Source organism: Nocardia sp. NBC_00508 (genome assembly GCF_036346875.1).
Taxonomy (GTDB): domain Bacteria; phylum Actinomycetota; class Actinomycetes; order Mycobacteriales; family Mycobacteriaceae; genus Nocardia.
Map to the genome: position 1 here is coordinate 53,231 of NZ_CP107852.1, position 25,548 is coordinate 78,778.

The 25,548-nt window shown below is 66.9% G+C and carries 20 protein-coding genes and 4 pseudogenes; 10 read left to right on the forward strand and 14 right to left on the reverse strand.

The annotated features are described in order from the left end of the window. The first annotated feature begins 1 nt into the window (after position 1). Positions 2–4,159 carry a cation-translocating P-type ATPase gene (locus OHA40_RS00170; protein WP_330231030.1) on the forward strand — a complete coding sequence of 1,386 codons (4,158 nt, stop codon included), beginning with the start codon at positions 2–4 and terminating at the stop codon, positions 4,157–4,159. Positions 4,160–4,965: 806 nt separating this feature from the next. Here OHA40_RS00170 and OHA40_RS00175 read toward each other — a convergent pair. After that, the gene (locus OHA40_RS00175; RefSeq protein WP_330231031.1) at positions 4,966–5,661 is read right to left on the reverse strand and encodes an MBL fold metallo-hydrolase; all 696 of its coding nucleotides are present in this window, start codon (positions 5,659–5,661) and stop codon (positions 4,966–4,968) included. Between the two features lie 421 nt (positions 5,662–6,082). Beyond that, positions 6,083–6,490, reverse strand: coding sequence for a RidA family protein (locus tag OHA40_RS00180; protein ID WP_330231032.1), 408 nt, complete (start codon positions 6,488–6,490; stop codon positions 6,083–6,085). A gap of 77 nt (positions 6,491–6,567) precedes the next feature. Here OHA40_RS00180 and OHA40_RS00185 point away from each other — a divergent pair, with 77 nt between their 5' ends. Next, the gene (locus OHA40_RS00185) at positions 6,568–7,188 is read left to right on the forward strand and encodes a TetR/AcrR family transcriptional regulator (RefSeq protein WP_330231033.1); all 621 of its coding nucleotides are present in this window, start codon (positions 6,568–6,570) and stop codon (positions 7,186–7,188) included. Positions 7,189–7,314: 126 nt separating this feature from the next. Here OHA40_RS00185 and OHA40_RS00190 read toward each other — a convergent pair whose 3' ends face one another. Together OHA40_RS00190 and OHA40_RS00195 are read right to left on the reverse strand one after the other, a co-directional pair. Beyond that, positions 7,315–8,037: a hypothetical protein gene (locus tag OHA40_RS00190; RefSeq protein ID WP_330231034.1), complete on the reverse strand. Its 723-nt coding sequence runs from the start codon at positions 8,035–8,037 to the stop codon at positions 7,315–7,317. Between the two features lie 139 nt (positions 8,038–8,176). Continuing rightward, a complete protein-coding gene (locus tag OHA40_RS00195) occupies positions 8,177–9,082 on the reverse strand; it encodes an AMP-binding protein (RefSeq protein ID WP_330231035.1) in 906 nt (301 codons plus the stop codon). 170 nt (positions 9,083–9,252) lie between these two features. Between OHA40_RS00195 and OHA40_RS00200 the strand changes: the two genes are divergently transcribed. Together OHA40_RS00200 and OHA40_RS00205 are read left to right on the forward strand one after the other, a co-directional pair. Next, positions 9,253–10,539: a PucR family transcriptional regulator gene (locus OHA40_RS00200; protein WP_330231036.1), complete on the forward strand. Its 1,287-nt coding sequence runs from the start codon at positions 9,253–9,255 to the stop codon at positions 10,537–10,539. A 47-nt stretch (positions 10,540–10,586) separates the two neighbouring features. After that, positions 10,587–10,850, forward strand: a pseudogene (locus OHA40_RS00205) (nucleoside deaminase); the annotation flags it as partial. On the opposite strand, the gene OHA40_RS00210 reads toward OHA40_RS00205, so the two are convergent. Continuing rightward, entirely contained in the window at positions 10,810–11,451 is a 642-nt protein-coding gene (locus OHA40_RS00210) for a TetR/AcrR family transcriptional regulator (protein WP_330231037.1), read from the reverse strand. The pseudogene OHA40_RS00205 and the gene OHA40_RS00210 sit on opposite strands and share 41 nt — an antisense overlap. Positions 11,452–11,512: 61 nt before the next feature. On the opposite strand from OHA40_RS00210, the gene OHA40_RS00215 reads away from it, so the two are divergent. The 3 genes from OHA40_RS00215 to OHA40_RS34595 all read left to right on the forward strand — a co-directional run bounded on the left by OHA40_RS00215 (position 11,513) and on the right by OHA40_RS34595 (position 14,644). Beyond that, a complete protein-coding gene (locus tag OHA40_RS00215) occupies positions 11,513–12,880 on the forward strand; it encodes a flavin monoamine oxidase family protein (RefSeq protein WP_330231038.1) in 1,368 nt (455 codons plus the stop codon). 791 nt (positions 12,881–13,671) lie between these two features. Then, a complete protein-coding gene (locus OHA40_RS00220) occupies positions 13,672–14,421 on the forward strand; it encodes a glutamine amidotransferase (RefSeq protein ID WP_330231039.1) in 750 nt (249 codons plus the stop codon). A 109-nt stretch (positions 14,422–14,530) separates the two neighbouring features. Further along, the gene (locus tag OHA40_RS34595) at positions 14,531–14,644 is read left to right on the forward strand and encodes a hypothetical protein (RefSeq protein WP_442944092.1); all 114 of its coding nucleotides are present in this window, start codon (positions 14,531–14,533) and stop codon (positions 14,642–14,644) included. Positions 14,645–14,902: 258 nt separating this feature from the next. On the opposite strand, the gene OHA40_RS00225 is transcribed toward OHA40_RS34595, so the two are convergent. Next, entirely contained in the window at positions 14,903–15,598 is a 696-nt protein-coding gene (locus OHA40_RS00225) for a response regulator transcription factor (RefSeq protein ID WP_330231040.1), read from the reverse strand. Beyond that, positions 15,588–16,844 (reverse strand): sensor histidine kinase, encoded by a 1,257-nt coding sequence (locus OHA40_RS00230; protein WP_442943879.1) that lies wholly within the window; start codon positions 16,842–16,844, stop codon positions 15,588–15,590. The genes OHA40_RS00225 and OHA40_RS00230 overlap by 11 nt, the downstream gene beginning before the upstream one ends. A gap of 165 nt (positions 16,845–17,009) precedes the next feature. Between OHA40_RS00230 and OHA40_RS00235 the strand changes: the two genes are divergently transcribed. Then, positions 17,010–17,630, forward strand: a complete 621-nt coding sequence (locus OHA40_RS00235; protein ID WP_330231042.1) for a hypothetical protein — start codon at positions 17,010–17,012, stop codon at positions 17,628–17,630. A 277-nt stretch (positions 17,631–17,907) separates the two neighbouring features. On the opposite strand, the gene OHA40_RS00240 is transcribed toward OHA40_RS00235, so the two are convergent. Further along, positions 17,908–18,270, reverse strand: a complete 363-nt coding sequence (locus OHA40_RS00240; RefSeq protein WP_442943880.1) for a hypothetical protein — start codon at positions 18,268–18,270, stop codon at positions 17,908–17,910. Between the two features lie 58 nt (positions 18,271–18,328). On the opposite strand from OHA40_RS00240, the pseudogene OHA40_RS00245 reads away from it, so the two are divergent. Then, a pseudogene (locus tag OHA40_RS00245) lies at positions 18,329–18,571 on the forward strand (VOC family protein); the annotation flags it as partial. A 154-nt stretch (positions 18,572–18,725) separates the two neighbouring features. Here OHA40_RS00245 and OHA40_RS00250 read toward each other — a convergent pair. From OHA40_RS00250 to OHA40_RS00275, 6 genes and pseudogenes are all read right to left on the reverse strand, one after another. After that, positions 18,726–19,604 carry a proline dehydrogenase family protein gene (locus OHA40_RS00250; protein ID WP_330231043.1) on the reverse strand — a complete coding sequence of 293 codons (879 nt, stop codon included), beginning with the start codon at positions 19,602–19,604 and terminating at the stop codon, positions 18,726–18,728. Positions 19,605–19,831: 227 nt separating this feature from the next. Then, a pseudogene (locus OHA40_RS00255) lies at positions 19,832–20,350 on the reverse strand (AMP-binding protein); the annotation flags it as partial. A gap of 70 nt (positions 20,351–20,420) precedes the next feature. Then, a pseudogene (locus tag OHA40_RS00260) lies at positions 20,421–20,555 on the reverse strand (succinyl-CoA--3-ketoacid-CoA transferase); the annotation flags it as partial. 241 nt (positions 20,556–20,796) lie between these two features. Further along, entirely contained in the window at positions 20,797–21,849 is a 1,053-nt protein-coding gene (locus OHA40_RS00265; RefSeq protein WP_330231044.1) for a 3-keto-5-aminohexanoate cleavage protein, read from the reverse strand. Positions 21,850–21,895: 46 nt separating this feature from the next. After that, positions 21,896–22,789, reverse strand: coding sequence for a TauD/TfdA dioxygenase family protein (locus tag OHA40_RS00270; RefSeq protein WP_330231045.1), 894 nt, complete (start codon positions 22,787–22,789; stop codon positions 21,896–21,898). 40 nt (positions 22,790–22,829) lie between these two features. After that, positions 22,830–23,804 carry a quinone oxidoreductase family protein gene (locus OHA40_RS00275; RefSeq protein WP_330231046.1) on the reverse strand — a complete coding sequence of 325 codons (975 nt, stop codon included), beginning with the start codon at positions 23,802–23,804 and terminating at the stop codon, positions 22,830–22,832. 285 nt (positions 23,805–24,089) lie between these two features. On the opposite strand from OHA40_RS00275, the gene OHA40_RS00280 reads away from it, so the two are divergent. Continuing rightward, on the forward strand, positions 24,090–25,136 hold the full coding sequence (locus tag OHA40_RS00280; protein WP_330231047.1) for an AraC family transcriptional regulator: 1,047 nt from the start codon (positions 24,090–24,092) through the stop codon (positions 25,134–25,136). Positions 25,137–25,548: the final 412 nt, after the last annotated feature.

The following is a 25,548-nucleotide window of genomic DNA, read 5'->3' on the forward strand; positions in this document are numbered from 1 at the left end:
TGTGACCGTGTTCGGCATCGACAACGTCGTGAAGTTCGTGTCCACGCTGGCTGTGGACACTGTGCGCGCGGCAGGGAACGAGGTCGTAGGGCGGCAGGTCTGGGCACGCGGGGGGCGCGCGCATATCGAGGCAAGGGGCGTGCACCGCACCGACGCTCCCCCGGACTATCTCGCCGACCTGCGGCACACCATCGGCGGCGCCGACGGCGTGCGCTGGGCAGCCGTCAACGGCATTCTCGGCGACGTGGTCGTCGATTTCGACCCGGACCGCGTCGGCGTGCGGGCACTGCGGAAGATCGTCGCCGGGGTCGAGCGCACACACGGAATGGCGCACCTGCCGCGGAACCGGCCCATGCATCCGGGTGGTTTCGAGCCGGTGTTCGATGAATTGCTGACGCTCGGCGGTGACCTGCTCGGCGCCGCCGCCGGGCTGGTCGGGCGGATGGTCCCGCTGCCGACACTGCCGCCGGAAAGCATCGCGCTGATCCTCACCGTCGACCTGATACCGGGATTGCGCCACCGGCTCGACGCCCGATTCGGCGCGATGCGCGTGGAGACCGCGATCGCTCTGACGAGTTCGGTCATCGGCGCGGCCGCGCATACGCCGCTGTCGGCCGTGGCCGATGCCGGACTGCGGGCCGTGCAGTTACCTGCGGCGCTGGCTCGTCGACATACCTGGGAATCGCGGGCGCCCGAACTCACCACGAATGCCCGCATCGCGGCCGCAGCCGCACAACCGCCACCAGCCGCGCGACCGGTTCCGCTGCCGCCAGGGCCGATTGATCGGTACGCGGTGCAGGCTGGTCTCGCCACTGCTGCCACCGCCGCGGCGCTGTTGCCCATCAGCGGTCTCGCCAAGGCCGCCCGGGCCGTCGCCCTCGGCGCGCCACGGGCGGCCCGGATGGGCGCGCAGGCGCACGCCGCCGTGCTCGGCCGAATCCTGTCCAGTCATGGGGTGGTGGTCCGGGATCCCGACGCGCTGGACCGGTTGGACCGCATCGACACCGTCGTCATCGACGCCGACGTGCTCACCTCGCACGGGACCGGCGAACTGGATCCGCTCACCGAGGCCGTAATCGCAGCCGCTCACGCGGTGGGCCGCGTCGTGGTCGCGCCGATAGCCTCCGGTATGGCCGAGCGGGTCGGCGCGGACGGCGGGATCGGCGGCGGTTCACACCTGACCGCCTCGGTGCACGAGTTGCAGGCGCAGGGACATGCCGTGCTGCTGATCGCCGACCACAACGCCGGCGGCTTGGCCGCGGCCGATTGCGGTGTCGGAATCGTCGCGCCCGGCCGCGCCCCACCCTGGGCCGCCGACGTCCTCTGCGGTCCGGACCTGACCGACGCCTGGCTCATGTTGCGGGCCTGCGTGGCGGCGCGGCTGGCCAGCGCACGGAGTGTTCGGCTGGCCATGCTCGGATCGCTGTGCGGTGCGCTGCTCGGGCTGCTCGGGCCCCAGCGCGGCGCCTATCAGCGAGGCGCCCTCCCAGTCGGCGTGTCGGCACTGATCGCCGTTGGAGCCGGTGTGTGGTCGGCAGGAAGTCTCGCACGGATGCCATTGCCGCCGACCGCCGACGACACGCCCTGGCACGCCATGCCCGTGGCGGAGGCGCTGGCGGCCCTGCAGACCGGTCGGCTCGGGCTCTCACCCGAACAGGCCGCCCGCCGTCGCACCGACGACACCGATACCGAGCAGCGAACCGACCGGCTGTGGCGGGCGACGATCGCGGAACTCGACACCCCGTTGACCGCTCCGCTCGCCGCGGGCGCGGGTGCCTCGGCCGCCAGCGGCTCGGTCCTCGACGCCGGCTTGGTCACCCTGGTGATGGTCGGCAACTCCGTCCTCGGCGCAATCCAGCAGATCGCGGCGAGCCGGGCGGTGCGCCAGCTCGCCGACATGGGTGCGCTACGGGCCAGGCTGCTGCGACACGATCAGGAAACCTTCGCGCCCGCGACCGAACTCGTGTCCGGAGACATCGTCCTGCTCCGGGCGGGTGACGCCGTGCCCGCCGACTGCAGGCTGGTCGAGGCCGACCACCTGGAGATCGACGAGTCCAGCCTGACCGGCGAATCCATGCCCCTGCCGAAGGATCCCGCTCCGGTCGAGACCGACGCGGTGGCCGAGCGGGCCAGCATGCTGTACGCGGGCACCACCGTCGTCGCCGGAACCGGCACCGCAGTGGTGGTCGCCATCGGCCGCGCGACCGAAGTGGGCCGCGGCGGCGCGCTGGCCGACTCCGGGGAGGAAGCGGGCGGAGTCGAGGCGCAGTTGCGTGCGCTGACACTGATTTCGATGCGGGTCGCGGTGGGGGCCGCAGCGAGCGTGCTCGGGCTGGGACTGCTGCGCGGACGGCTGGCCGCCAGCGTCGGATCCGCCGTCGCGCTGGCCGTTGCCGCCGTGCCGGAGGGGTTACCGTTCGCCGCCACCGTCGCCCAACTGGCCGCCGCCCGGCGCCTGTCCCGGCGCAACGTCCTGGTACGCACACCGCGGACGCTGGAGGCCTTGGGCCGGGTGACCACCGTATGTTTCGACAAGACCGGCACGCTCACCGAGGGACACATCGAGCTGCGGCAGGTCAGCGACGGCCGTAATCACGAACTGCTGGACGCGCTCGGCGACGAGAGCGGCGCGGTACTGGCCGCCGCGTTGCGCGCCACCCCGCTCGATCCGGAAGGCCGTCCGCTGCCACACCCCACCGATCGGGCTGTGGTACGCGGCGCCGACACCGCCGGGAGCACCCGCGACGCAGGCGAGCCCGGTTGGAATATGGTGCAGGAATTGCCGTTCGAGCCGGGGCGAGGGTTCCACGCCGTCCTCGGGCGCACCGACGGACGCCATCTGATCAGTGTCAAAGGCGCCCCCGAGATCGTGCTGCCGCGCTGCGTCGCCCGCCGACGCGACGGCGCCACCCATCCGTTCACCTCCGCCGATGCGGCCGAACTGCGCGAAACCGTGGAAACCCTGGCCGAACAGGGCTTCCGAGTCCTTGTCGTCGCCGAGCGCGCGGCCTCCCAACGCGCCGAACTCGGCACCGACCGCGTCGACCGGCTGGAGTTCATCGGGCTGCTGTGCTTCGCCGATCCGGTGCGGCAGACGGCCGCCGCGGCGGTGCGAGACCTGCGCGCCGCCGGTGTCGACGCGGTCATGCTCACCGGCGACCACCCGCACACCGCCGCCGCGATCGCCGCCGAACTCGGCCTGCGCACCTCCGGCCGGGTGATCACCGGCGCTGAGGTCGAGACCTGCAGCGAGGCCGAACTGGCGGCGCTGGTCGCGGAGACGGCGGTCTTCGCGCGGGTCAGCCCGGCGCACAAGGCCGCGATCGTCCGGGCGCTGCGGAGCGCGGGGCAGACGGTCGCGGTCACCGGCGACGGCGCCAACGACGCACCCGCGATCCGGCTCGCGAATGTCGGAATAGCGTTGGGCCCCAGAAGCACACCAGCCGCGAAACAGGCCGCCGATATCATCGTCACCGATGAGCGCATCGAGACGATCGTCGATGCCGTGATCGAGAGCCGTGCGCTCTGGCGCTCGGTCCGCGACAGTGTCTCACTGCTGGTGGGCGGCAATTTCGGCGAGATCATCTTCACCCTCGTCTCATCGCTGCTGTCGGCGCGTGCAGCGCTCAACGCACGACAGCTGCTCGCAGTCAATCTGCTCACCGATCTGCTGCCCGCACTGATCGTCGCCGCCCGGCCGCCCCGCGACGTCACGCCCGAGGCACTGCTGGCCGAGGGGCCCGACACGGCGGTCGGCGCGGCGCTGAACCGGGATGTGACGACGCGTGCTCTCGCCACCAGCCTGTCCGCGTCGGGTGGATGGCTCGCCGCGCGGCTCGTATGCCCGCAACGACACGCCAGCACCGTCGGATTCGCCGCCTTGGTCGGCGGCCAGCTCGCGCAGACCATCGCTGCCGCACACGGTGACCCGCTGGTCCTCGCGGCCGGGATAGGTTCGGCGGTTCTGCTGTTCGCCATCGTCCAGTTCCCACCGACGAGCTACTTCTTCGGTTGCCGCCCGCTCGGTCCGCTCGGCTGGGTCATCGCGCTCGCCGCGAGCGTCGCCGCACCTGCTGCCGCGCACCGCGCTGATGACGTACTTCCGATGGATTCAGGGCCTGCTCGCGCGACGGCCCGCACTACCGCGTCGACGCGGTGACCGAACTCCGGCGTGGCGACGGCCGGGGTGCCGACGAGCGTCGCCGTTCGCGTCAACTCTTGGACATAGCGTGGCACTGCCGCGCCGTCGAAGCCGAAATGTCTCCGCGATGTCGGGTCACGATGCGGCGTCTGGCGACTCATCGACATTCGACCGAGCGGTTTCGCGGTCGTCCTCGCTGGGCGCTCGCATTTCCGGAGATCGTTCCGCAGCACGTGGGAAAGCGTCGGTAGGGGCGAATGCTGGAGTAGACCCGGCCAGCGCGGACAGGAGCCGCCTTCCCGCACCCTTGCGCTCGTCCACGTATCTCCGCGCGAACGCTGGGCTGGTCCCTGCCAGCGCCGACAGTAACCGCGCCCCGACCTGGTTCGGCGTCATCGCCCTCCCTCCCTCACGCCGGTGGCCCGCCGGGCATCAGCGATTGGACGTACTGGGCAAGCTTCTTGATGATGGAGGGAGCACACGCACCTATACCGAAGGCGACGGCGACATGCCCCGGCAGAAACCCACTTCCGGAGAGAACCGCCGCGGTGGCAGTGCCTGCCCCGAGCTTGATGAGAACGGCAACCGCGTAAACCCCTCCACCGGGGCCCCGCGGATCGGTCCACGGCCATCCCCTGACTCGACGACTTGCCTCGACGAATTCGGTCCCACAATTCACTGCCGCGCCGATACATCCCCACAGGGCGAACAGCCACATGCGAAAAGAGTAGCCCGCCAACGGCATTCTCGTTCATCTGATGTCCGGCAAGGCGCTCGAGCGCCCGCTCGCGCGGGCCCATCGGGACCGCGCGAGATGCCGGATGTCAACGGCTCAGTCGCTCGAACTCTGTAGCGCAGTGTGCGGAGAACATCGTCACCACGTCGCCGTTGGTGCGGACGAGTTCCCGTAGCCGCTGCTGATTTTCGATCCGTGACTCGCGCCGAGTGTCCACATACCACTGGAAGACCCTGGTCCCCAACGGCATTGATGGCTGCACAGCCATTTGGCCGTGGTAGGTGTAGGCATCACCGGCGTGTAACAGCCAGCCGTTCCCGGTGTCCACCGCGACTCCGACGTGACCGCGAGTGTGTCCCAGCAGCGGGACCATCAGTATTTGCGGTGGCAGGCCGCGCAGTTCGCGCACCGCCTGGAAACCGAACCAGCGCTCGTCGCTGCTGTCGGACTCTCCGTAGACCAACCACTTGGGCCCGTGCTCGAACTGCACTCGCCGATACCGGAACTTCTCGCGGTGGCCGTACGCCCCCTCGACAGCATCCAGCTCGTCTTGGAATACGTGCACGGTGGCCTGTGGGAAATCGGCAAGGCCCCCTGCGTGATCGAGGTCGAGGTGCGTCACGATGATGTCCCGGACATCCCCCCGGTCGAATCCCAGCGCCTCCACCTGCCGGGCGATCGGGCGGTCGAGAACCGGGTTCGATTGGCGGATGAGTTGCCGACCCACCCACACATCGGGCCGCTCCAATGCCTGCTCGCCGTAGCCCGTATCAACCAGCGTCAACCCAGCAGAGTGCTCGATCAACAAGCAATGAGACGCTCCAACTCCCCTGCGAAGCACCCCTGGCCGACCGTCGAACAAACGGCCCCCGAAAGGACGGGTGCCGCCGGCATCCAAGTGATGGACATGCACCAGTCCGCTCCTATCCGCGCTGCGCCAGTCACCCTACACGCGTGCGCGCGACCTCAGCGCTGCCAACGGTCGCGGAGCAGTTAACGGCCGAATCTGCAGGCGCCGTTCACCATACCGCTGGGGCCACTGCGAAGCGGGTGTCGGTGGTGGCCGGCAGCGCAGGCGGCGGAACGGCGGGATTCACGCACACGAAGCCCGTAACTGTCTCCGCCCGGCGCGGTGCTGTGGCGGGGTCGACGAGTTTGCCGTGGAAGCGAGCTCGGCGAGCGAGTCCGGCGCGACAGGTAGTGCGCTAGTCCAGCACCGCCGTCGCCTCGACCTCCACCATGATGTCCGGCTCCCCCAGGGCCGAGACGCCGAGCAGCGTGATCGGCTTGACCGGATCGATCCCGAGCTTCGCGGCAGCGCGCCCGACTCCCTCGCCGAGCAGCGGCATCTTGTCCGGCGTCCAGTCGACGACGTAGATGGTCAGCTTCGCGATGTCGTCCCAGCTACCACCGACCTCTGCCAGGGCCGCGGCCACATTGAGATACGCCTGCTCGACCTGAGCGGCGAAGTCGCCCTCGCCGACCTTTTCACCGTTCGCGTCGCGGGCCACCTGGCCCGCCAAGAACACCAACTTCGAGCCCTCGGCGATCGCGAGCTGGCGGTACACCTCTGGTTTCGGCAATGCCTCGGGATTGACCAGTTTCACGGCCATGGTCCACTCCTTCGTTCGTCTCGGTCCGCAGTGCGGCACTCAGAGCAAACCATAACAATGCTATGTTATCTTCCGCCATGGCCCGCACCAAGAATCCCCGCATCCGGTCGATGCTGATCGAACGAGCCGCGCACATGCTCCGGATGCGCGAGCCGGTGACGTTGCGCGCCTTGGTCGCGGGCACCGACGTATCGACCATGGCCGTCTACACCTACTTCGACGGCATGGATGGGTTGTGGAAAGCATTGCGGCAGGAGGGATTCACCCGTCTGGCCGCGAAGCTCGCCACGGTCGCGACGACCGCGGACCCGGTCCGCGACCAAGTCGCGCTCGGCGCCGCGTACCTGAGCAACGCGCTCGAGAACCCGGATCTCTACCGCGTCATGTTCGACGCGAGCTTCGAACTCGAGGACGCCGCAGCCGCCGACGAGACGCTGTACCGCTTGGTGCACGCGGTGGAGCGAGCGAAAACGGCAGGCCGCTTCCGCGCCGACGTCAACCCGCCGGAGCTCGCGACACAGGCATGGACCATTGGGCACGGTCTCGCCACCCTGGTCACCTCGGGCCCGCTATCGTACGAGACCCTCGCATACGGCGTCCCGATGCTCACCGCGCTCTTCGTCGCCGCGGGCGACGATCCCGAGCGATGCAGACGTTCGGTCGAATCCGGCTGGGACGTTCTGGTCGACCGCGGTTGATCTTTTTCGAGGCGGCGCTGAATTTCGCCAGAGCGCCCTATAACGGGATGATCTGGCGGGCGGATGGTCGGCAGCGTCGGTGTTGGTCGGGCCAGTCAGCGCTGCGCCGATCAACGAGCGCGCCGATCATGAGCCGGGACGGGCCGCCTGATGGCGCGCCGCATCGTACTGCTCGAAATATGACTCGCCCACGACGAACATTCCGCGTTGCGGCAGCCAGAAATCACCCAACCTCGCCTGTTCGGCCAGCGGACCCGGAGGACCGATATCGATTCCACCGATCCGCGCACCACTGTTCTCGACGATCCACAGCCTCCGCGGATTGGCCCGGAACCACTGACCGTTCGGCGACGTGCCGATGAGCCGCACCCGCCCGACGCCCAGCACCGGACCCGCAACCCGCGACATGAGCGACAAGACCGCAGGGCGTCGCCACAACGCCGTGGGCAGTTTGCGACCGAGACCCGTCATCGCCACCGTCGCTGCCGATCGCCCCAGTTCGACATCCCACACAAGCCTGCCCTGCACCTCCACCGTGAACGCGAACGGACCCGTCCAGGTCACCGAGATGCGTTCGGTCCGTGCGTCTTCGAGCGCCGAGCCGAAATAGCGGGCGCAGCTGACCTCCGGGGAAACACTGCTGTAGATCACCCATTCACCGGCCGGGTCCCGATGCCATACCGCGTCGTACCCTTCCCCGACCGAGCTGGCAGGGAAATGCCGCAGCGCCAAGTAATGTCCGCTGGCGAATGGCATCCCCATCACCCCGTAGCCGGAAAACCCCTCCTGTCCCTCACCCGAGGGGAGCGCTTTGTCGATTTCGGCGATCGATCGTGGGCTGTCGGTCATCACCAGCCTCCTCGAGGAGTGGACCAGTACCGGTTTATCCTACGCGGGCGAAGTTCCAGCGATCTGACCAGCAGATATCGTGCAGCAAAACGCATGACACGTTCCTTTGGGATTTCCGACGACGCAAGAAGACCGTCTTCTAGGGCATCGCTGGTCTACGGATTTCGTGTGCTCGCGCGATAACCTTGCTCAGTCCGTACCCGTTGACGAGTGGTATTCCGTAGCGATGTTCGAACTTGGTTTTGAGTTCGGTCCCCGCATGTTCCATGCAGCAGATTGCGAACCTCACCGACGAGTTGTTCGTCCGCAGGTGGCCGGGTAGATCGGACAGCGCTGCGAAATTTCCCGGAACCGCGGAGAGGTAGGTGGGCCGCCTGTGTTCGATCCGGTCCGAGAATCCCTCCGGGCTGAGCGGGCCCGCCATGGTGGCGCGGCCCCCGGCCAGCAACGGTGACAAGGCGCCGACCATGATCCCGCTCACCTGCGACATGGGGAGAGTCGACAGGCTGTGGTCGGCACCGGTCAGCGCGAATACCTTGATCACCAACTGGCACATTGCCTCGAGGTTCCCGTGGTCGAGCATCGCTCGGTTGCCTGCACCGATGTAGGTGACAAGCGCCGGTTCCTCCTTGCCGGCCCACGCCGCGTCGGTGGTATCGGGCGCTGCCGCGCTGAACCCGCAAGCGGGCGTCACGACCCGGACCGGCGGCGAGATCGCCGGAGGGTGCGCAGCGACAATGAGGACCTTGGCGCCCGTGTCAGCTATCTGGTAGCCGGCCTCTCCGTCGGTCAGGGATGCGTCGATCAGGGCCGCTGTGGCACCCAGGCGCCACGTGGCGAACAGAGACACCACGAGGTCAACCGTGGCGGGCAGCATGATCGCGACTACATCGCCGGTCGTGACGCCCGCGGCGCGCAGGCGGGCAGCAGCCCGCTGCACGGTGGCCAGCAGTTCGCGGTTGTTCAGTTCGTTGCTGTCGTCGGCAAGGGCGGGTGCGTGCGGTGCGGCCTCGGCGCGGCGGTCCGGGAGGGTCGAAAGTGTCATGCGATGTCCTCAGCACCGGTGTACAGGGATCGTTGAAAACTGTAGAAATCGCCCGGCGGATCGGCATCGTCGTGCACCGACTGAATTCGTCGCGTGCTTTGTCCCCGGAAGACAGATATCGACTGCGCGATTCGCTGCCGCGGTCACGGTGATGTAACTATCATCAGGTGGTGACGACTTTTCGTCGCAACGGTGATACCGAGGTGAGCCGCTGTGTCGCGAGGATCGCCGCCCGCATGAACGAGCGGGTGACGGACATCAGCGCGAGTATCCACCGTGGACTAGAGGAAGAAATACCCGAGCTGCGTGCAGATGTCCACAGCGTCGAATTGCTCGGGTCCAGCGTGCAGGGCAACCTCGACACTCTGCTGCACGCGCTGCGGCACGACATCCCGGCGGCGCGAATCCACCTCCCTCCGGCGGCAATCGAGTACACCCGGCGTTTGGCGCAGCACGGCGTCCCGCTCAATGCCTTGATTCGCGCATATCACCTCGGCCAGCAGCGGGTGACCGAACTTGTTTTCGCCGAACTGCAGGCCGCGGATATCACGCCTGCCGAACGCTTCCTCGGCGGACAGGCGATCACCACCCGGCTGTTCCAGTACCTCGACAAAGTCACCCAGCAGGTCGTCGGCATCTACGAAGCAGAGCGCGAGCAGTGGCTGGAAACCCGCAACAGTGTCCGCGAGCTACGCGTGCGCGAACTGCTGACGGGCACAAGGATCGTCGATATCGACGGCACCACCGACCAGATCCACTATCCGCTCCAATGGCACCATTTGGCGCTTATCGTCTGGTACCCCGACACCAGCACCCGCGGAGACGAACTGGCCGCACTGCGACGATTCGTCCGCAAGTCAGCGGAGGCAGCGGGAACCGCCGCAGCCCCCCTTTTCATCGCGGACGATCAGATGAGCGGCTGGGCGTGGCTGCCGTATCGTTCAGCGCAACCCGGCGCCGTCGCCAGGGTCCGTGGCTTCGCGGCCGCACAAGCCGATGCGCCATCGATAGCGATCGGCACGATGGCTCCCGGAGTTCCGGGATTCCGGCGGTCGCATCGCTCGGCACGAGACGCACGCGCGGTCGCGCTGGCGCGCGGAAACTCCGAACCGCGAATCATCGCGGCCGCAGACCCCGGATTGTCGGTAGCGGCGCTACTCGGTGACAGGATCGCGGAAGTCTGGGAGTGGGTCGGCGAGGTACTCGGCGATCTGGCCGCCGACAGCGACAACGACGAACGGCTACGCGAGACCCTACGGGTATTTCTGGGCACCGGATCGAGCTACAAAGCAGCCGCCGCGGAACTCGACCTGCACTCCAACTCGGTGAAGTATCGGGTCGCACGAGCAGTGTCGCGGCGCGGCAGGCCGATCGCCGAAGACCGCCTCGACGTCGAACTCGCCCTACTGCTCTGCCACTGGTACGGACCACCGATACCGCACCCGGCTACGGCGTGACTCAGCCGCCCCTTTCCTCGAGCTCGTCTCCGGCGCGCGAAAGTATGGCTTACGCCATCGTCTACACCTCTGGCGAGCACTGTCCGATGTGCGCGGCGAGCCACGGATGGGTCGGCCTCGGGCGGATCGTGTACGCGGCATCCTCCAGCCAGCTGGTTGCCTGGTTGACGGAGTGGGGCGTGCCGAGGGCGCCTGTCGCAGCCCTGCCGATCGCGGAGGTGGTGCCGAACGCTGTCGTCGACGGGCCGGTCGCCGAGCTGGCCGACTCGGTCAAGGCCCGTCACCGTGCACGCTTCCCGCAGCTGAAGTGACGGTTCGCGCCGCCCCCGCCGCCAGTCCGCCGAGGAGGTCTCGGATGAGACGGGTCGCCTGTGCGCGAGTGCGGTCAGGGTGATCGGTGTCGGCGATGGTCAGCGACAGCTCGGTCAGGGCGCCGTAGAACGCGCTGGCGACCAGCTCGGCGGGGTGCGGCCGGATGAGTTCGGCGTCGAGCAGAGTTCGGACGGCATCGACGACCAGTCCGCCGAGGTGCTGTTGATCCAGTTCACGCCAGCGCTGCCAGCCCAGTGCGAGCGGGCCCTGTAGCAGCACGATCTGGCGGTAGTCGTGTTCGGTACATATGTTCAGGAATTCCGCTACTCCGCGATCGGCGCGTTCGAATGGGTCCGAGCTCGTCGCGGTTGCAGCGCGGATCCGCTGCGCCGCTCGGCCTTCCAGCTCGCTCATGACTGCTTCGAACAGGCCGCGCTTGCCATCGAAGTGGTGGTAGAGCGCGCCGCGAGTCAGGCCGGCCGCACGTACAAGTTCCTCCGCCGAGAGATCCGCGTAGTCACGTTCGGCGAACAGGCGCAGCGCGGTGTCGAACAGCGTTTGACGGGTGTTCTCCGCGTACTTTTCCCGAACAGATTCCATACGCCATGGATATCACATACAGTGCGTATTTCAGATACACTGTGTATGAAGGCGGGTAGTGATGGAACGGTCAGTGGATGTCGTGGTGGTGGGTGCCGGGCTCGCCGGGTTGGTGGCCGCGCGCGACCTGGTCCGGGACGGGCGTGAGGTGGTGGTCCTCGAAGCGCGGGACCGCGTCGGTGGGCGGCTGCTCAATGCCGAACTGCCGGGCGGCGCCCCGATCGAGGTAGGCGGCCAATGGGTTGGACCCGGACAGGATGAGGTGCTCGCGCTGATCGGCGAGCTCGGCCTGACCACCTTCCCCACGCATACCGAAGGCCGGCATATCGCCGAAATCGGCACGGCCCGATCGGTTTACACGGGGCGCATTCCACGACTCAACCCGCTGGCGCTGGCCGATGTCGCGCAGGCCCAGTGGCGACTCGACCGACTCGCGCATCAGGTTGCGGCGCGGGAGCCGTGGCTGGCCGAGCAAGCCGAACATCTCGACGGCCAGACGTTCGCCACCTGGCTTCGGCGGAACGTCTACACCTCCGGTGGCCGATCCTTCTTCCGGCTGATCACCGAGGCGGTGTTCTCGGCAGAGCCGGAGGATCTGTCCGCACTGTGGGCTTGCTTCTACGTCGGCGCGGCGGGCGGGCTGGACGCGTTGATCAACACCGCCGGCGGGGCGCAGCAGGACCGCGTCGTCGGAGGTTCGCAACGCATCGCACTGGCTTTGGCCGATGCACTCGGCGACCGAATCGTGCTCGGCGCCGCGGTCACCGAAATCGGTTGGGATGCCGCGGGTGTCCGGGTTTCCGCGGGAAGGACCACGGTCCGAGCCGCCCGCGCGGTGATCGCAGTGCCGCCCCCGTTGGCTGCACGTATCCGCTTCAGCCCTGGTCTTCCCGGCGACCGTGACCAACTCGTCCAGCGCATGCCGATGGGCCGGGTGATCAAGGTCAATGTCGCCTACGACGAGCCGTTCTGGCGCCGCGAGGGGCTCAGCGGCCAGGCCAACAGCGATCATCGGTCATTGGGCACCGTCTTCGACAACACTCCACAGGACGGTGCACCCGGAGTGCTCGTCGGATTTCTCGAAGGCACGCACGCCGACGCCGCAGGCCGACTGGATCTCGCCGAGCGTCGCGCTCGAGTCCTGACCGATCTGGTCGGATACTTCGGGCCACACGCCCAGCATCCGATCGCATACCTCGAACGAGACTGGGCCGAAGAGGAATTCAGTCGCGGGTGCTACGGAGCGTTCACCGCGCCGTCAACCCTCACCCGGTTCGGTAGTGCGCTGCGCACCCCCATCGGCCCATTACATTGGGCAGGCACCGAAACCGCCACTCGGTGGGCGGGTTACATGGACGGTGCCGTCGAATCCGGCCACCGAGCCGCCCGCGAGATCTCGCACGTCCTCATGAAGCATGCCCACATGTAACCGAAGCAGCGTCTACTCGTCATCGACTAGCTGATGCCGTTTGTGGAGTTGTTCGTTCCCAAGGGGTCGCTCGACGAGGAGCGCCGCGAGAAGATCCGTGGGCAACTGGGGAGCGAGCGGGAAGATCGTGCGGATCGAACACATCGCCGCGCTGATGGCGAACGGGTAGGCGTTCTGTTCGCATGAAGCGGACGGTGACCGACCCGAGCTCGGGCGGGCGCGCGGCTCGGCTCGGCCTCAGCCACCGGTCGGCCATGGCGCCGGGCACAAGCGGCCACGGACCACGAACCAGGCGATCGACCGCCGCATCGGTCGCGAGGCAGCGGCAGTGGCGGAAGGTGCCGGCCGACACCGAGGAAGGGCTACGAGTCCCCGAGGTGGCCGTGACTCCAACCGCACTTGCCGACCAGGGGAGTTTCCCCTGGGCACGTCCTACAAGCGTAGCGACGCCAGCTGAGTCGTCGCCCGCTCCCGCGAACGCGTTTCCCGGCAGCACCGAGGTTGGTCCGTTAATATCCAACTCACAGAGCGTCACGCATCACGTGTCTGCGGAGCACATGTGTCGCACAGCCGGGGAATACCGGCTGCGAGTAGAGGGCAGTCGTGGCATCAGGTCTTGCTCCGAAGCTCGGAGTTCGAAAGTCGCGAGGGTCTACCGTTTTGTTGTCGGCCGTTTCGGCTTGTCGATCTGACGGGTGGTCATGACGAGAGCTCGGCTGTCGCCAGGGTGGGATGCCGGGTTCCACGACTTCGGCGGGAGTGTCGCGCGAGGCCGAGGAGGTGACGAGAGCTTGTCCAGGCCCTATTTGCTATTGCAGTTGCGCCCCGAGCGCGAGGCGGCGGACGACGAATACCGCGCCGTGCTGCGCTTTTCCCACCTCGATACCGACGAGCTGGTGCGAATACACATGGACCAGGGATTGCCCGATATCGATCTGAACAATTTCTCGGCTGTCATCGTCGGCGGCGGGCCGAGCAATATCAGTTATCCCGTCGACAAGAAATACGATTATCAAAAACAGTTCGAGCCGAAATTGCGGCAAGTGGTAACCGAGGTCATCGCCAGGGACTTCCCGTATTTCGGCGCCTGCTATGGATTGGGCATCCTGGCCGACGTACTCGGCGGCGAGGTGAGCGATCGACGATACAGTGAAACAGCCGGCGCGCAGACGATGATCCTGACCGACGGAGGTAGCAAAGACCCTCTGCTGGAAGCCATTCCGCGTTCGTTCCGGGCGTTCGTCGGGCACAAGGAAGCTTGCCAAGAGGTGCCGCCGGACGCAGAGCTACTGGCCGAGTCGGCCGGTTGCCCGGTACAGATGATTCGGTTCGGGCGAGATATCTACGCAACTCAGTTCCATCCCGAATTGGACAGCAAGGGATTGGCACTCCGCATCGAAACCTACCGTGACGCCGGTTATTTCGACCCCGACGAGGCCGCGTCATTGACGGCTCTCGGCCATCAAGAATCGGTCCCCGTTCCCGGGGAGATACTGCGCCGCTTCGTCGCCCGGTACCGAAGCGGTATCGATTCGCGATAGCGGTCAAGGTTGCCAGATCGAATCCGCCTGCGATTGCGGGGCCGTTGACCGACGCGATGGTGGGCAGCGGGAATCGCAAGAACGTGCGCGCCCTCTCAGCACGGTTGTTCTGGCCGTATTCGAGGGTGCAATCATGCTGAGCCGCACCTGCAAAGACACCAGCCCCCTAACGGAGGCCGCAGATGCAATGGTCGATCTTGTCGCTGACAGCCTGAACCGATAGCGGAGGCCACACGCCCAGCTAGGGTTGAAACACTGCCCGATGCGGTCGGCAGGCCGCTCGCCGCAGCCAGGTGATGCCCCGGGTGTTCCCCGGTCGGTTCGGCCAGCGGCCATGGAGTTTCGTCGCTCGTTTCAGATCTGAAGGCGTCGAGGAGTGCCATAACAGGGGTGTGGGAGGTCGGCGAGGTCGATTTGTCGGCGCCGCGTCATGACGCAGGGCGCTGGTGTGTTCGGCGAGTGATGCGACGCGGTGGCCGACCTACTCGGATGAGGCGCCCGGCACGGCGAGACCGGTTTCATAGGCGAGGACGACCAGTTGCGCACGGTCGCGGGCCGACAGCTTGGTGAGCAGACGTCCGACGTGGGTCTTGACCGTGGCGACACTGAGATAAAGGGTGTTGGCGATCTCGGCGTTCGATCGTCCGGCCGCGACGTGCCCGAGGACTTCGCGCTCGCGGTCGGTGAGCGCGGCCAGCGCGCCCGGCTGCGCGGCCCGTGCCGCGGGTTGTCGAGCGAAGGCGCTGATCATCCGGCGGGTGACGCTGGGGGTCAGCAGGGCGTCACCGTCGGCGACGACGCGGATCGCGTGCAGCAGCTGCTCGGGCGGGGAGTCCTTGAGGATGAAACCGCTTGCGCCGCTGCGCAGCGCCCGGAAGACGTGCTCGTCTTGGTCGAAGGTGGTCACGATCAACACATGGGGACCGTCCGAGCCCGCGGCGGCGATGTGCCGCATCGCCTCCAGTCCGTCCATGATCGGCATCCGGATGTCCATCAGCACGACATCGGGTCGCAGCTGGCGGGCGAGGCGGACCGCTTCGCCGCCGTTGCCGGCCTCGCCGACGACGGAGAGATCCGCCGCGGAATCGACGAGGACGCGGAATCCGGCGCGGACAAGCGCCTCGTCGTCGGCGATGAGTACTTGGATCGGATCCCGATGGGGGTTGTCAGCAGGCATCGTCGTCCGCACCGATCGGGAAACCGGCGACGACAGCGAAGCCGCCCTCGGGTCGGGGTCCGGCCTCGAAACGGCCACCGAACAACGCCACCCGCTCGTGCATCCCGACCAGACCGAGGCCCGATCCGCTGTCGTCGATGTCGGACCAACCGGCATGCTGAGCTGCCGGGCCGTCGTCGACGATGGACACGGTCAGTTCGTTCGGCGCATGCCGGACCTCGACCTGCGCACGAGCGGTGTGCGCGTGTTTGACGACGTTGGTGAGCGCCTCCTGCGCAATGCGATAGACAGTCGTCTGCAGTAACGCCGGGTAGCCGACCGGCTCACCGACGACGCGGTACTCCACGACCAGGCCGTCATGACGCATCCCATCGACGAGCTCGGCGATCTCGGCGAGACCGGGTTCGCCTGTTTCGCGCGATGGCCCGGATTCACGGATTTGCGCCAGCACCCGCCGCAGTTCGTTCAGCGCCGACCGGCTGGCCGTCTCGATCGTGCTCAGCGCCTGACGCGCCTCGCCCGGCTGTTCGTCGAGCAGCAGACGAGCTACTCCGGAACGGACAGCGACCATGCTCAACGTGTGCGAGAGCAGGTCGTGCACATCTCGCGACACCCGTAGCCGTTCCTCAGCCCGGATCCGGCGTTCCTCCTCCTCGGCCCGGCGACGTCGCTGCACGGCGATGCTGTGCCGGTATTCGCGGCGGGTCTGGACCATGTCGCCGAGCAGCAAGGCCGGGGCGGCGATCAGCAACTGCACGAAGTCCTGGTCCTGGTCGGGATGCAGGTCCAGACCGACCCGCGCGGCAATGCAAGCGGCTATGACCGCCGCGGCGATGGCGAGCGCCGAGTCGCGGCGGGATCGCCGGTCCGCGACTGTGAACGCGGCGATGGCGAGCGCCGGGCCCGCATTGCTCACCCACGGTGTGAAGCGAACGCCGAGCACCGCGGACAGGCACAAGACGCCCGACACCGCGAAGAGAACCGCGACCGGCCAGCGTCGCCGGACGATCAACGGGACCACTGTGGCGGCGCCGAGCATCGTGATCGCCGCCAGGGACCCGCTTCCGCCGGTGACACCTATCAGCACTGGCAGAGTGAACACCGCAAAGCAGACGACCGCGATTGCGATGTCGCTCGTGTCCGGCCCCGCGTCATCCGCTCGATGCGGCATCGGAATGAGCCGTTGGTGCCACGCAAGCGATGCCGGAGGCCCAGCGTGATCCCGAGGTACGGAGGTAATCGCCATAGCGCAGACGGTAGCCGGGCCGCCACTGCCGACGCATCGCTCCGACGTCGAAGTACCGCGTCATCCGGAAGGCTGAGATGTCCCGAGACATCCGTCCGAGGTGGATGGCCATGTCCAGGCCCGAGGATGACGACACCGATCAAGCCTGCGGGCGACAGTGATGCCATGAACGCACGCGACACCGCACCCACCCGAACCAACACTGCGCAGACCCCTTACTCGGACGGCGTCGGCATCCGGCCCAGGCTGTCCCGACCGCTGGTCGCAATCACCGCCACGTCCCTGGTGGCAGGGCTCATATCCGGTGGCGTTACCTATCTCAACCGGTCCCCACACCTCGCGACACACGTCGACGGAACCGCCGCATGGGCGGCGCACATCGTGGTGTTCATGCTGGCTGGCGGCGTGACCATGGTCGTACTGCGTCGCCGCCCCGCCCCCACGGGTCGCCTTTCATTGCTTGCCCCGCTCGGTACCACCGCCGCCTCGCGGCTCGCACACACCGTGCATGCCGCCCGGCACCACCCGACCGCGGTGCTTCGCCTGTTGATCGGAATATTGCCGATGGCGATGCTGGTGTTCGGCCCGTACCGGATCGGAGTACAGGTACTCGCCGGCCTGGACCCGAACTTCACCGTCAACGCCTGGGGTGGCCCCAGCTATCTCGGCGCAATGGCCTGCCACTACCTCGACGGCGGCCTGCTGATGGCCGCATCGGCCGGTCTGCTGAACCTGCTTCTGCTGCCGGTCGGTCACCGGCAAGCAAGCAACCGACGCGAGCAGTAGTCGCCCGGCGCGCACCACCAGTGCGCCGAACCCCGTTGGAGCACGGTCATTGCATGAATCCAGGTCGCAGTCGATGAGATGCACCTACATGTCAGCCGGCCAACTGATCGCGGATCCGATCCCGCCAGTTACGGTTTCCTCGACCACGTGGGCCTACCGCTGGCGGAATGCCTGCGCCGAGTGAAGGTTCGCGGCGGCAGCCTGCTCGTCTCGGGCCGGATCTGGGAGGGCAGCAGAGCGGTGAAATGCCTAGCCCCTTCGCCTTGTTCCCTGATGTTCAGAACGAGGTGGTGACGCCGTGGTCGAGCACGCGGATCTCGGTGTCCTCCGGTTTGAGACCGCGGAAGAGTTGGTAATACGGCTGCTGGTGCACCTCGGCCAGACCTTGCTGATGGATGGGCACGGCGTTCTCGGGAGCGACCGCACGCAGATAGTCGACCGCCTCGCCGGCCTTCATCCACGGTCCCCCCGTGGGAAGTAGCAGCACCCGAACCGGATCGGGCGGGATGACCCACGCGTCTCCCGGGTGCAGCAGCAGATCCCCGATCAGGTAGCCGATGTTGTGCACGCAGGGCAGATCGGAATGAATGACGGCGTGATCGCCACCGAGTGCCCGTACCTCGAGCTCTCTGCTGACCACCCGCATTGCTGGGCTCGGCGAATGCCACAACCATTGCGTGCAGGAAAAGCCCGATGACATCTGGGGTCTGGGCCGACATTTCGCAGGCGCCAACTTTTTCTGGTACCTCAAAGACCCTGCAGGCAACTTCTCCGAGTACTACTCCGACATGGATCCCATCCCAGAGGACGAACTGTGGTCCCCGCAAATCCTGCATGGCCTGCCGGCGCTGTATGCGTGGGGGCCACCCCCTCCACCGTCGTTTCTCGAACCCGACGACCTGGCAGCACTGATGACCGGCGCGCACTCCGACAAGGGTTGAACACCGACTGTTCTGCGGTCAGGGTGTGCCGGGCCGCCGCTCGGCTGCGGCTGCCTGGTGGCGGTTGCGTCGGGTGACCATCGCCCGCGCGTTGCGCTGAAAGGCGGTCGGGGATGTCGGGTAGTGGGATGGCCCTGGTAACGGTGCGCGATGGTCAAGCGCCACGTGATTCGGCAACTCGGCGCATCCAGTAGCGAAACCAGTTGTGACCGAAGGGGACGTACACGCGAACCGGCACACCGCGAGCGACGAGATCGTTCAGCATCTCCGGTCGCACCCCGAGCAGCTGTTCCACCGGTACCGGCCCGAGCGCGGTCAGAAGCGCCTCACGAAGGACACCGTCATGGGTCGCCAGCACGAACGGCGCGTGTGCTGCCGCTAGCCGATGCGCCAAGCGCATGAAGGCGACGTCGGTGGGCTCGCCGTACGGCAAGGCCCGACCGGGCGATTCGAGGTAGGCGCCCTTGACCAGCCGGATGTGGACGCCGGCCTCGAGGAGACGTTCCATGTCGTCGGGCGTCCGATGCATATTGGCCTGTACGGTGGCACCGAGGCGATCGGCCATGCCTCGGTCGGCTACGTCGAGTACACACTTCAGCACCGCGTCCGCGCGCGCGTGGTCCTCGCCGCCGACCTGGATACGTCGACCCTCCGGCAACGCCTGCGCGATCGCCGCGAGACGGTCGGCACAGCCAGTCGGGTCGACATCAAGGCCGAGATGGGACAGATCGACAGCCAGCCATACGTCCTGCGGGAGGCCGGCAAGGTCGTCGGCCAACCGCAGGTAGTCATCAGCAACCCGCGATGCGACGAGGGTATCGTCGACCAATTCACCGAACTGATCGATACTGGCGGCCACGCCACGCGCATGGAGTTCCCCGGCCACCCGGACCGCGTCGGCCGCCGCAGTCCCCGGGACATACCGCGACGCCGCTCGCCAAGCCAGGTCCTCACCTCGCGGCACAGCCCGGACAACCCGCTCCACAACGTCACTCGTGGCCAGCCGAAACAAAATCGCGCGATCAATCGACATGATCACATCCTTCCAGCCCTCGACGGCTACCGGTTGTCCAGCCCACCTGAATCGCCTCCCCAGCGCTGTGACCAGCGCCGGAACAATCGGCGGATACGCCCACTGACACCGGAGAGTGTCCGCGGTTCCGGAGCGGCGGTTTCGACGGTTTCCGGGGCCGACGTCGCCCGGGCGAATCGCGCATGGCCGCGCTGGTAACGCCACCCGCGACAAGATCGACGAGATCCTGCGTGGACCGAGAGCCCGGCGTTCATGTCGATGGTCTGGCCGAAGGAATGGAACAGCGGCAGCGTGACCAGGTGGGTGTCATGGCGGTCGGGGCGGTTGCCGAAGAGCCGGTTCGCGGTGAGCGTGTTCATGACCGTGTTGGTGTGGGTGAGTTCGGCCCCTTGGGTCGCGCAGCGGTACCGCTGGTGTAGTGGATGACCGCGGTGTCATCCGGCCGCCTGGCGACGGTGTCGAACTGTTCCGGTCGCGAAGCGAGAGCTCGAGCGAGGGTGTCGATGCCGCCGACCCCGCCGGCCTCGAGGATGCCGTAGTCGAGGGCCGGGAACTCCGGCAGGTTGGGACCGGGAGAGGGCGCCCTTGTCGCCGGGCTCGATTCCGGAGGCCAAGAGCAGGTGCGCGATCTGATTCGCACGAGCGTCGAGTTCGGCATAGGTGAGGCGTTCGCTTCCGCAGTATGACGGCGTTTTCGTCGGGTGGCGGCGAGCGGAGTCCTCCAGCAGCACAGCAAGGTCGAGCACGAAAGGCCTTTCGCTATGATCGTGGAATAGACAGCAGGACAGTAGTTTTCGAATAACACCGGGAAGCCCGTCACGTCGTGACGATGAGCGGCGCAGCGGTGGCTGCGCGTACCTGGTCTCGAGTGACGTCAGCTGCGCACTCGCGCAGGATCAACCCGGTCGAGGTGACGTCGATTACGGCGAGGTTGGTGATGACAGCCCGAATCCGCCGACCGCGAGTGAAGCCCCGGAGTCCATGTCGGCGACCGCTTCAGCGGGCGAGACCATGACCCCGCTCACCGGGACACCTCCGGAACGGTCACCGACGGGGTGGTCATGTCGATCGACCGCCGTGGCCGGGGCGGTGGCGCGTGGCCATTCGCCCCGGTGGCGGTAGTGGGCAACTCCATTGGTGCTCCTACGAATCCGATGTGCGACTATGCCGTTCCCCGTCGGATGGCGGACGCTCAGGCGTGGTGGGTGAATCCGACCTGACCGGGCCTGCGGTTCGGGGCGAATCCGATCTTGGCGAGGGTTTCGTCGGCGTCGGCATAGCGGTCGCCGAGCTTGTAGATCTCGCGGGCTTCCTTGCCCGTGGCGACCCCGCGACCCAGCTCGCCGGCGATGCGCACGAGCTGTTCGATTTGCTGCACCGAGGTCGTCTTCTCGCCCTTGCGGCCCCACAGGGTGTCCTCGTTGCCGCAGCGGGCGTGCAGGCCCATGGCGATGGCCATGGTGTTGGTCGGCAGCACACTGCGCATGAGCGTTTCCAGCGTCAGCACCGCGCCGTCGGGTACCCGACGGATGAAATCCATCATGTTGTAGGGATTGGGGCCGTCGAAGCCGCCGCCGATGCCTACCCACGTCACCATCAGCGGGCCGGTGTACACACCGCGACGGATCAACCGCTCCACCGTCTCCAACTGCGGAATATTGGCAAGCTGGAAGTGCGGCTGGATCCCCGCTGCCTGCAATCGCCTCAGGTGTTCCTCCACCCAGCCCGGTCCCGCCGGCACATACATCTCGCGATACGCTTCGTACACTTCCGGCCGCGTGAACGACGTACCCGCGATGTCGTCGTCGGTCATCAACTCCACGATGTTCATCTGGTTGGTGTTGATGGCGATGGTCACCTGATCGGGTTTCGGATCCAGCTCGGCCAGCATGTGCCTGGCGTCGTCGGACAGCCACTTCGCCTCCACACCTGCACCTTCCGGTGCGAACGAGATCGAGCCGCCGACCTGCAGGATCATGTCCGGCACAGCCTCGCGCAGCCGGCCGAGCAACTCGTTGAACTTCGACAGCCGCTTGGAGCCCTTGCCGTCGAGCTCACGCACGTGGATGTGCAGCACGGCGGCGCCGGCGTTGTAACAGTCGACCGCCTGCTGAACGTGCTCGTCCATGGTGAGCGGCAAGTCCTCGCGGAAGTCGTCGGGCTCCCATTCCGGGCCGTAAGGGGCGGCGGTGATGACCAGCTTCTCCTGGTTCTCCGCGAACAGCGAATCGTCGTGGAAATGCATGAGTATTCTCCTATCGGAATTCGAACCCTGCTGATATGACTGTGATTCAGAACGGCTGGTCGCCGATGATCCCCGCGCGCTCCATCTTCCGAACCGCGGGCGAGTAGTCCTGGACCGCGTAGTGTTGGGTGGAGCGGTTGTCCCAGATGGCGAAGCTGTTCTTCGTCCAGCGCCAGCGCACCTGATATTCGGGAATGGCGGCCTGTCGAATCAGGTAGTGCAACAGCTCCGCGGCGCCGGGTGCGTAATCGGCGCCGAAGCGCACGTTTTCGGGGGTGTGGTAATTGACCAGATGGGTGGTGAATGAATTGACGAACAGGATCTGTTCCCCCGTCTCCGGATGGGTTCGCACCACCGGATGCTCGGCGTCGGGGAACCGCTGCGCCAGGTCGTGCCGCTGGTCAATCGGCATAGCGGCGCCGAAACTGGCCTCGATGCTGTGCCGGGCGCGCAGTCCGCGAATGCGTTCCCGCACCCCCTCGGGCAGCCGCCGGTAGGCCTCGACCATGTTCACCCAGATGGTGTCCCCGCCAACCGCCGGCGTCTCCACGCAGCGCAGGACGCAGCCCATCGGCGGGTTCTCTCGCCAGGTGGCGTCACAGTGGTAAGCGTTCTCGTAGTGTTCGGGGGCACTGTCGAGGTCCTTGTAGATGCGTACCAGGCCTGGATGATCCGGATCGCTGCCCGCGACGGGATGGTCTTCCAAGTCGCCGAAGCGATGCGCGAGTGCGACATGATCGGCGCGGCTGATGTCCTGGTCACGGACGAACAGCACCTTGTGCTCCAGCAGCAGCTTGCGCAGTTCGGCGAAGAGCCGGTCGTCGCGGGACACTTCCGCGAGGTCGACGTCGAGCAGTTCGGCGCCGATCGTGCAGGTCAGCGGCTTCACGCCGATCGCTGCGCGCACCGACGAATCACTCAGTGGAGCAAGGGTTGTCATGATCGAGCCTCCGTAGGTCGAGCCGCGATTGCGGCTGGTGTCAGAGCGTGAAGACCGAGGAGCCGATGCTGCTGCCGGACTCCAGGTCTCGATGCGCACGCACGGCATCGGGCAGTGCGTAGCGTTGGTTGATCTCGATGCGTATCCGGCCTGCGGCGACATGGGCGAACAGTTCATCTGCCAGCGCCCCCCGCTCGGCGGAGTCGGCGATGTAATCGGCGAGAGCGGGCCGGGTGACGAACAGCGAGCCCTTGGCTGCCAGCTGCATCGCATCGATCGGCGGAACGGGACCGGACGCGGTGCCGAAGCAGACCAGCAGGCCTCGCCTGGACAGCGAATCCAGCGACGACTGGAACGTGGTCGCTCCGATGCTGTCGTAGACCAGCGGTACGCCGGCACCGCCGGTGATCTCCCGGACCCGGGCCGCGACGTTCTCGCGGGTGTAGATCACGACGTGATCACACCCGTGCGCCCGTGCAACCTCGGCCTTCGCTTCACTCGACACCGTTCCGATCACGGTGATCCCCAGCAACTTCGCCCACTGCGTGAAGATCAGACCGACCCCGCCGGCGGCCGCGTGCAACAGCACGGTGTCCCCGGCTTGCAGTGGATGAATACGCCGCAGCAGGTAGGCCGTCGTCAATCCCCTCATCGTCATCGACGCGGCCGTGTCGAACGCGATCGCATCGGGCAGTCCGATCAGATGCGCCGCCGGCATCACTCGCGCGGTGCTGTAGGCACCCAGCGGACTCCCTGTGTAGGTGACCCGATCACCCGGCTCGAAATCGGTGACGCCGCGCCCGACGGCCTCGACCACACCAGCCGCCTCAACCCCCATCCCGGCAGGCAGCGGGACCGGGTACAGCCCGGTCCGGAAATAGGTGTCGGCGAAGTTCAATCCGACCGCCTCGTGCCGGACACGCACTTCGGCGCGGCCCGGCCCGCCCAGCTCGACCTCCTCCCAGCGCAGTACCTCTGGGCCGCCGGTCTCGCAGAAGCGAACAGCTTGTGCCACCGTAGATCTCCTCTTCCACCGCCGCGCCACGCCACGACACGGTCGGCGTTCATGTCCGACAAAGGGCGTCCGATATCCGTACGCCCGCGCTAACGGCGTGCACGGCGAGCGGGCTATCGAGTGCGTGCGATCAACGGAAAATCGTTCCCGGGTGCCTCACCGCTCCCGGGGCCCTTATCGCTGATCGGCATCGCTGTGATGGGACCCACAGTATGGGAGATCGAGACGCTATACTTATCTTGACGGGACAAAAAAGTGCTCGTCTCGGGACATCGGGAGGTTGCGTTGAAGCCGCTGGCCCGCTACGCGGCGCTGAACAGTTACGTGGAGCTCGGCCGATCACTCGGCCTCGACCCAACCCGGCTGATCCGCGAAGCCGGTCTCGACCCGGCCGGCCTGAGCCTGCAGGACCGCTGGGTGCCCGCCGACGCGGTCGCCGACCTCCTCGAACGCTCCGCGGTCGAAGCCGGATGCGACGACTTCGGGCTCCGATTGGCCGAGCGGCGCCGCTTCGCCAACCTCGGCCCCCTCAGCCTGGTCATCCGCGAAGAGCCGGATGTCCGCAGCGCCCTGACTGTCATGTCCCGGCACGAGCACATGTACAACGAGGCACTGCACATCCGTCTCACCGAGAACAACGGAATCGCCACCATTCGGCTCGCGCTCGATCTCGGGCAACCCGAACGATCCCGCCAAGCCATCGAACTCGCCGTCGGCGTACTCCACGGGTTGCTGCGCGCATTCCTCGGAACAGGCTGGCAGCCAGTGGAAGTCCGCTTCACGCACGCTGCCCCACGCGACCGCCGCACCCACTACCGCGTCCTCGGGCCGAATGTCGCCTTCGAACAGGACTTCAATGGAATCCTGGCCTGTACAACCGACCTCGACGCGCGAAATACGATGTCGGATCCGCAGCTGCGCGCGTACACACAGCAGTTCTTCGACTCTGTTCGAAACACTCACGCCACGACAACGTTGGACCGCGTGCGAGAACTCATCGAACTTCTGCTGCCTACCGGGCGATGCTCGGTCGACCAGGTCGCCCGAAGCCTCGGCCTCGACCGCCGCACTATCCATCGCCATCTCGCCGCCGAGGGCGAAACCTTCACATCCCTACTGGATTCCACACGAGCCGAACTCGCCAGGCACATGGTGGCCAACCACCGCCACTCTCTGACCGAAATCGCGGAATTGCTGGGGTTCTCCTCACTGGGCAACTTCTCCCGCTGGTTCCGCAATCAGTTCGGGTGCAGTCCGAGGCAGTGGCGCACCAGCGCTCCCGATATCAGCGAAACGGTGGTCGGTCCGGGTCTGACCAACCCGAGTCCATGATCCGTGCGCAATGACGACAAGCGCCATGCGGCCTGTTGCGGTTGGTGTTCGGCGCACGCGACCTGACATTGCGCCTGGCGAGGCCGCCGAGTTCGATACGTCCTTGCCGCACTGGCTGGGCAGCGCCGACGGCGGTGTAGTCGAGTTACCTATCCTGTTCGGTCTGCACGGTATGCGTGCGCACGTGCGCGCCGACCCGCATCGGTCATCTCACGGCGGGAGCCCGCGATGAGCTCAGCAAGCGCACTGTGCTGCAACCACTTCCGGCCACGTCAGAGTGTGCAGCGGGAGTCGGCAGGCGCCGCTGCCCAGCCCCGCAAGGGTGAGTCCAGCCCCGCCGTGGCTGCGATGGCCCGCAAGATCACCGCGGCCCTCGACGCCGCCCGACGGACGCGGGGTCGGCGCAGCGCAG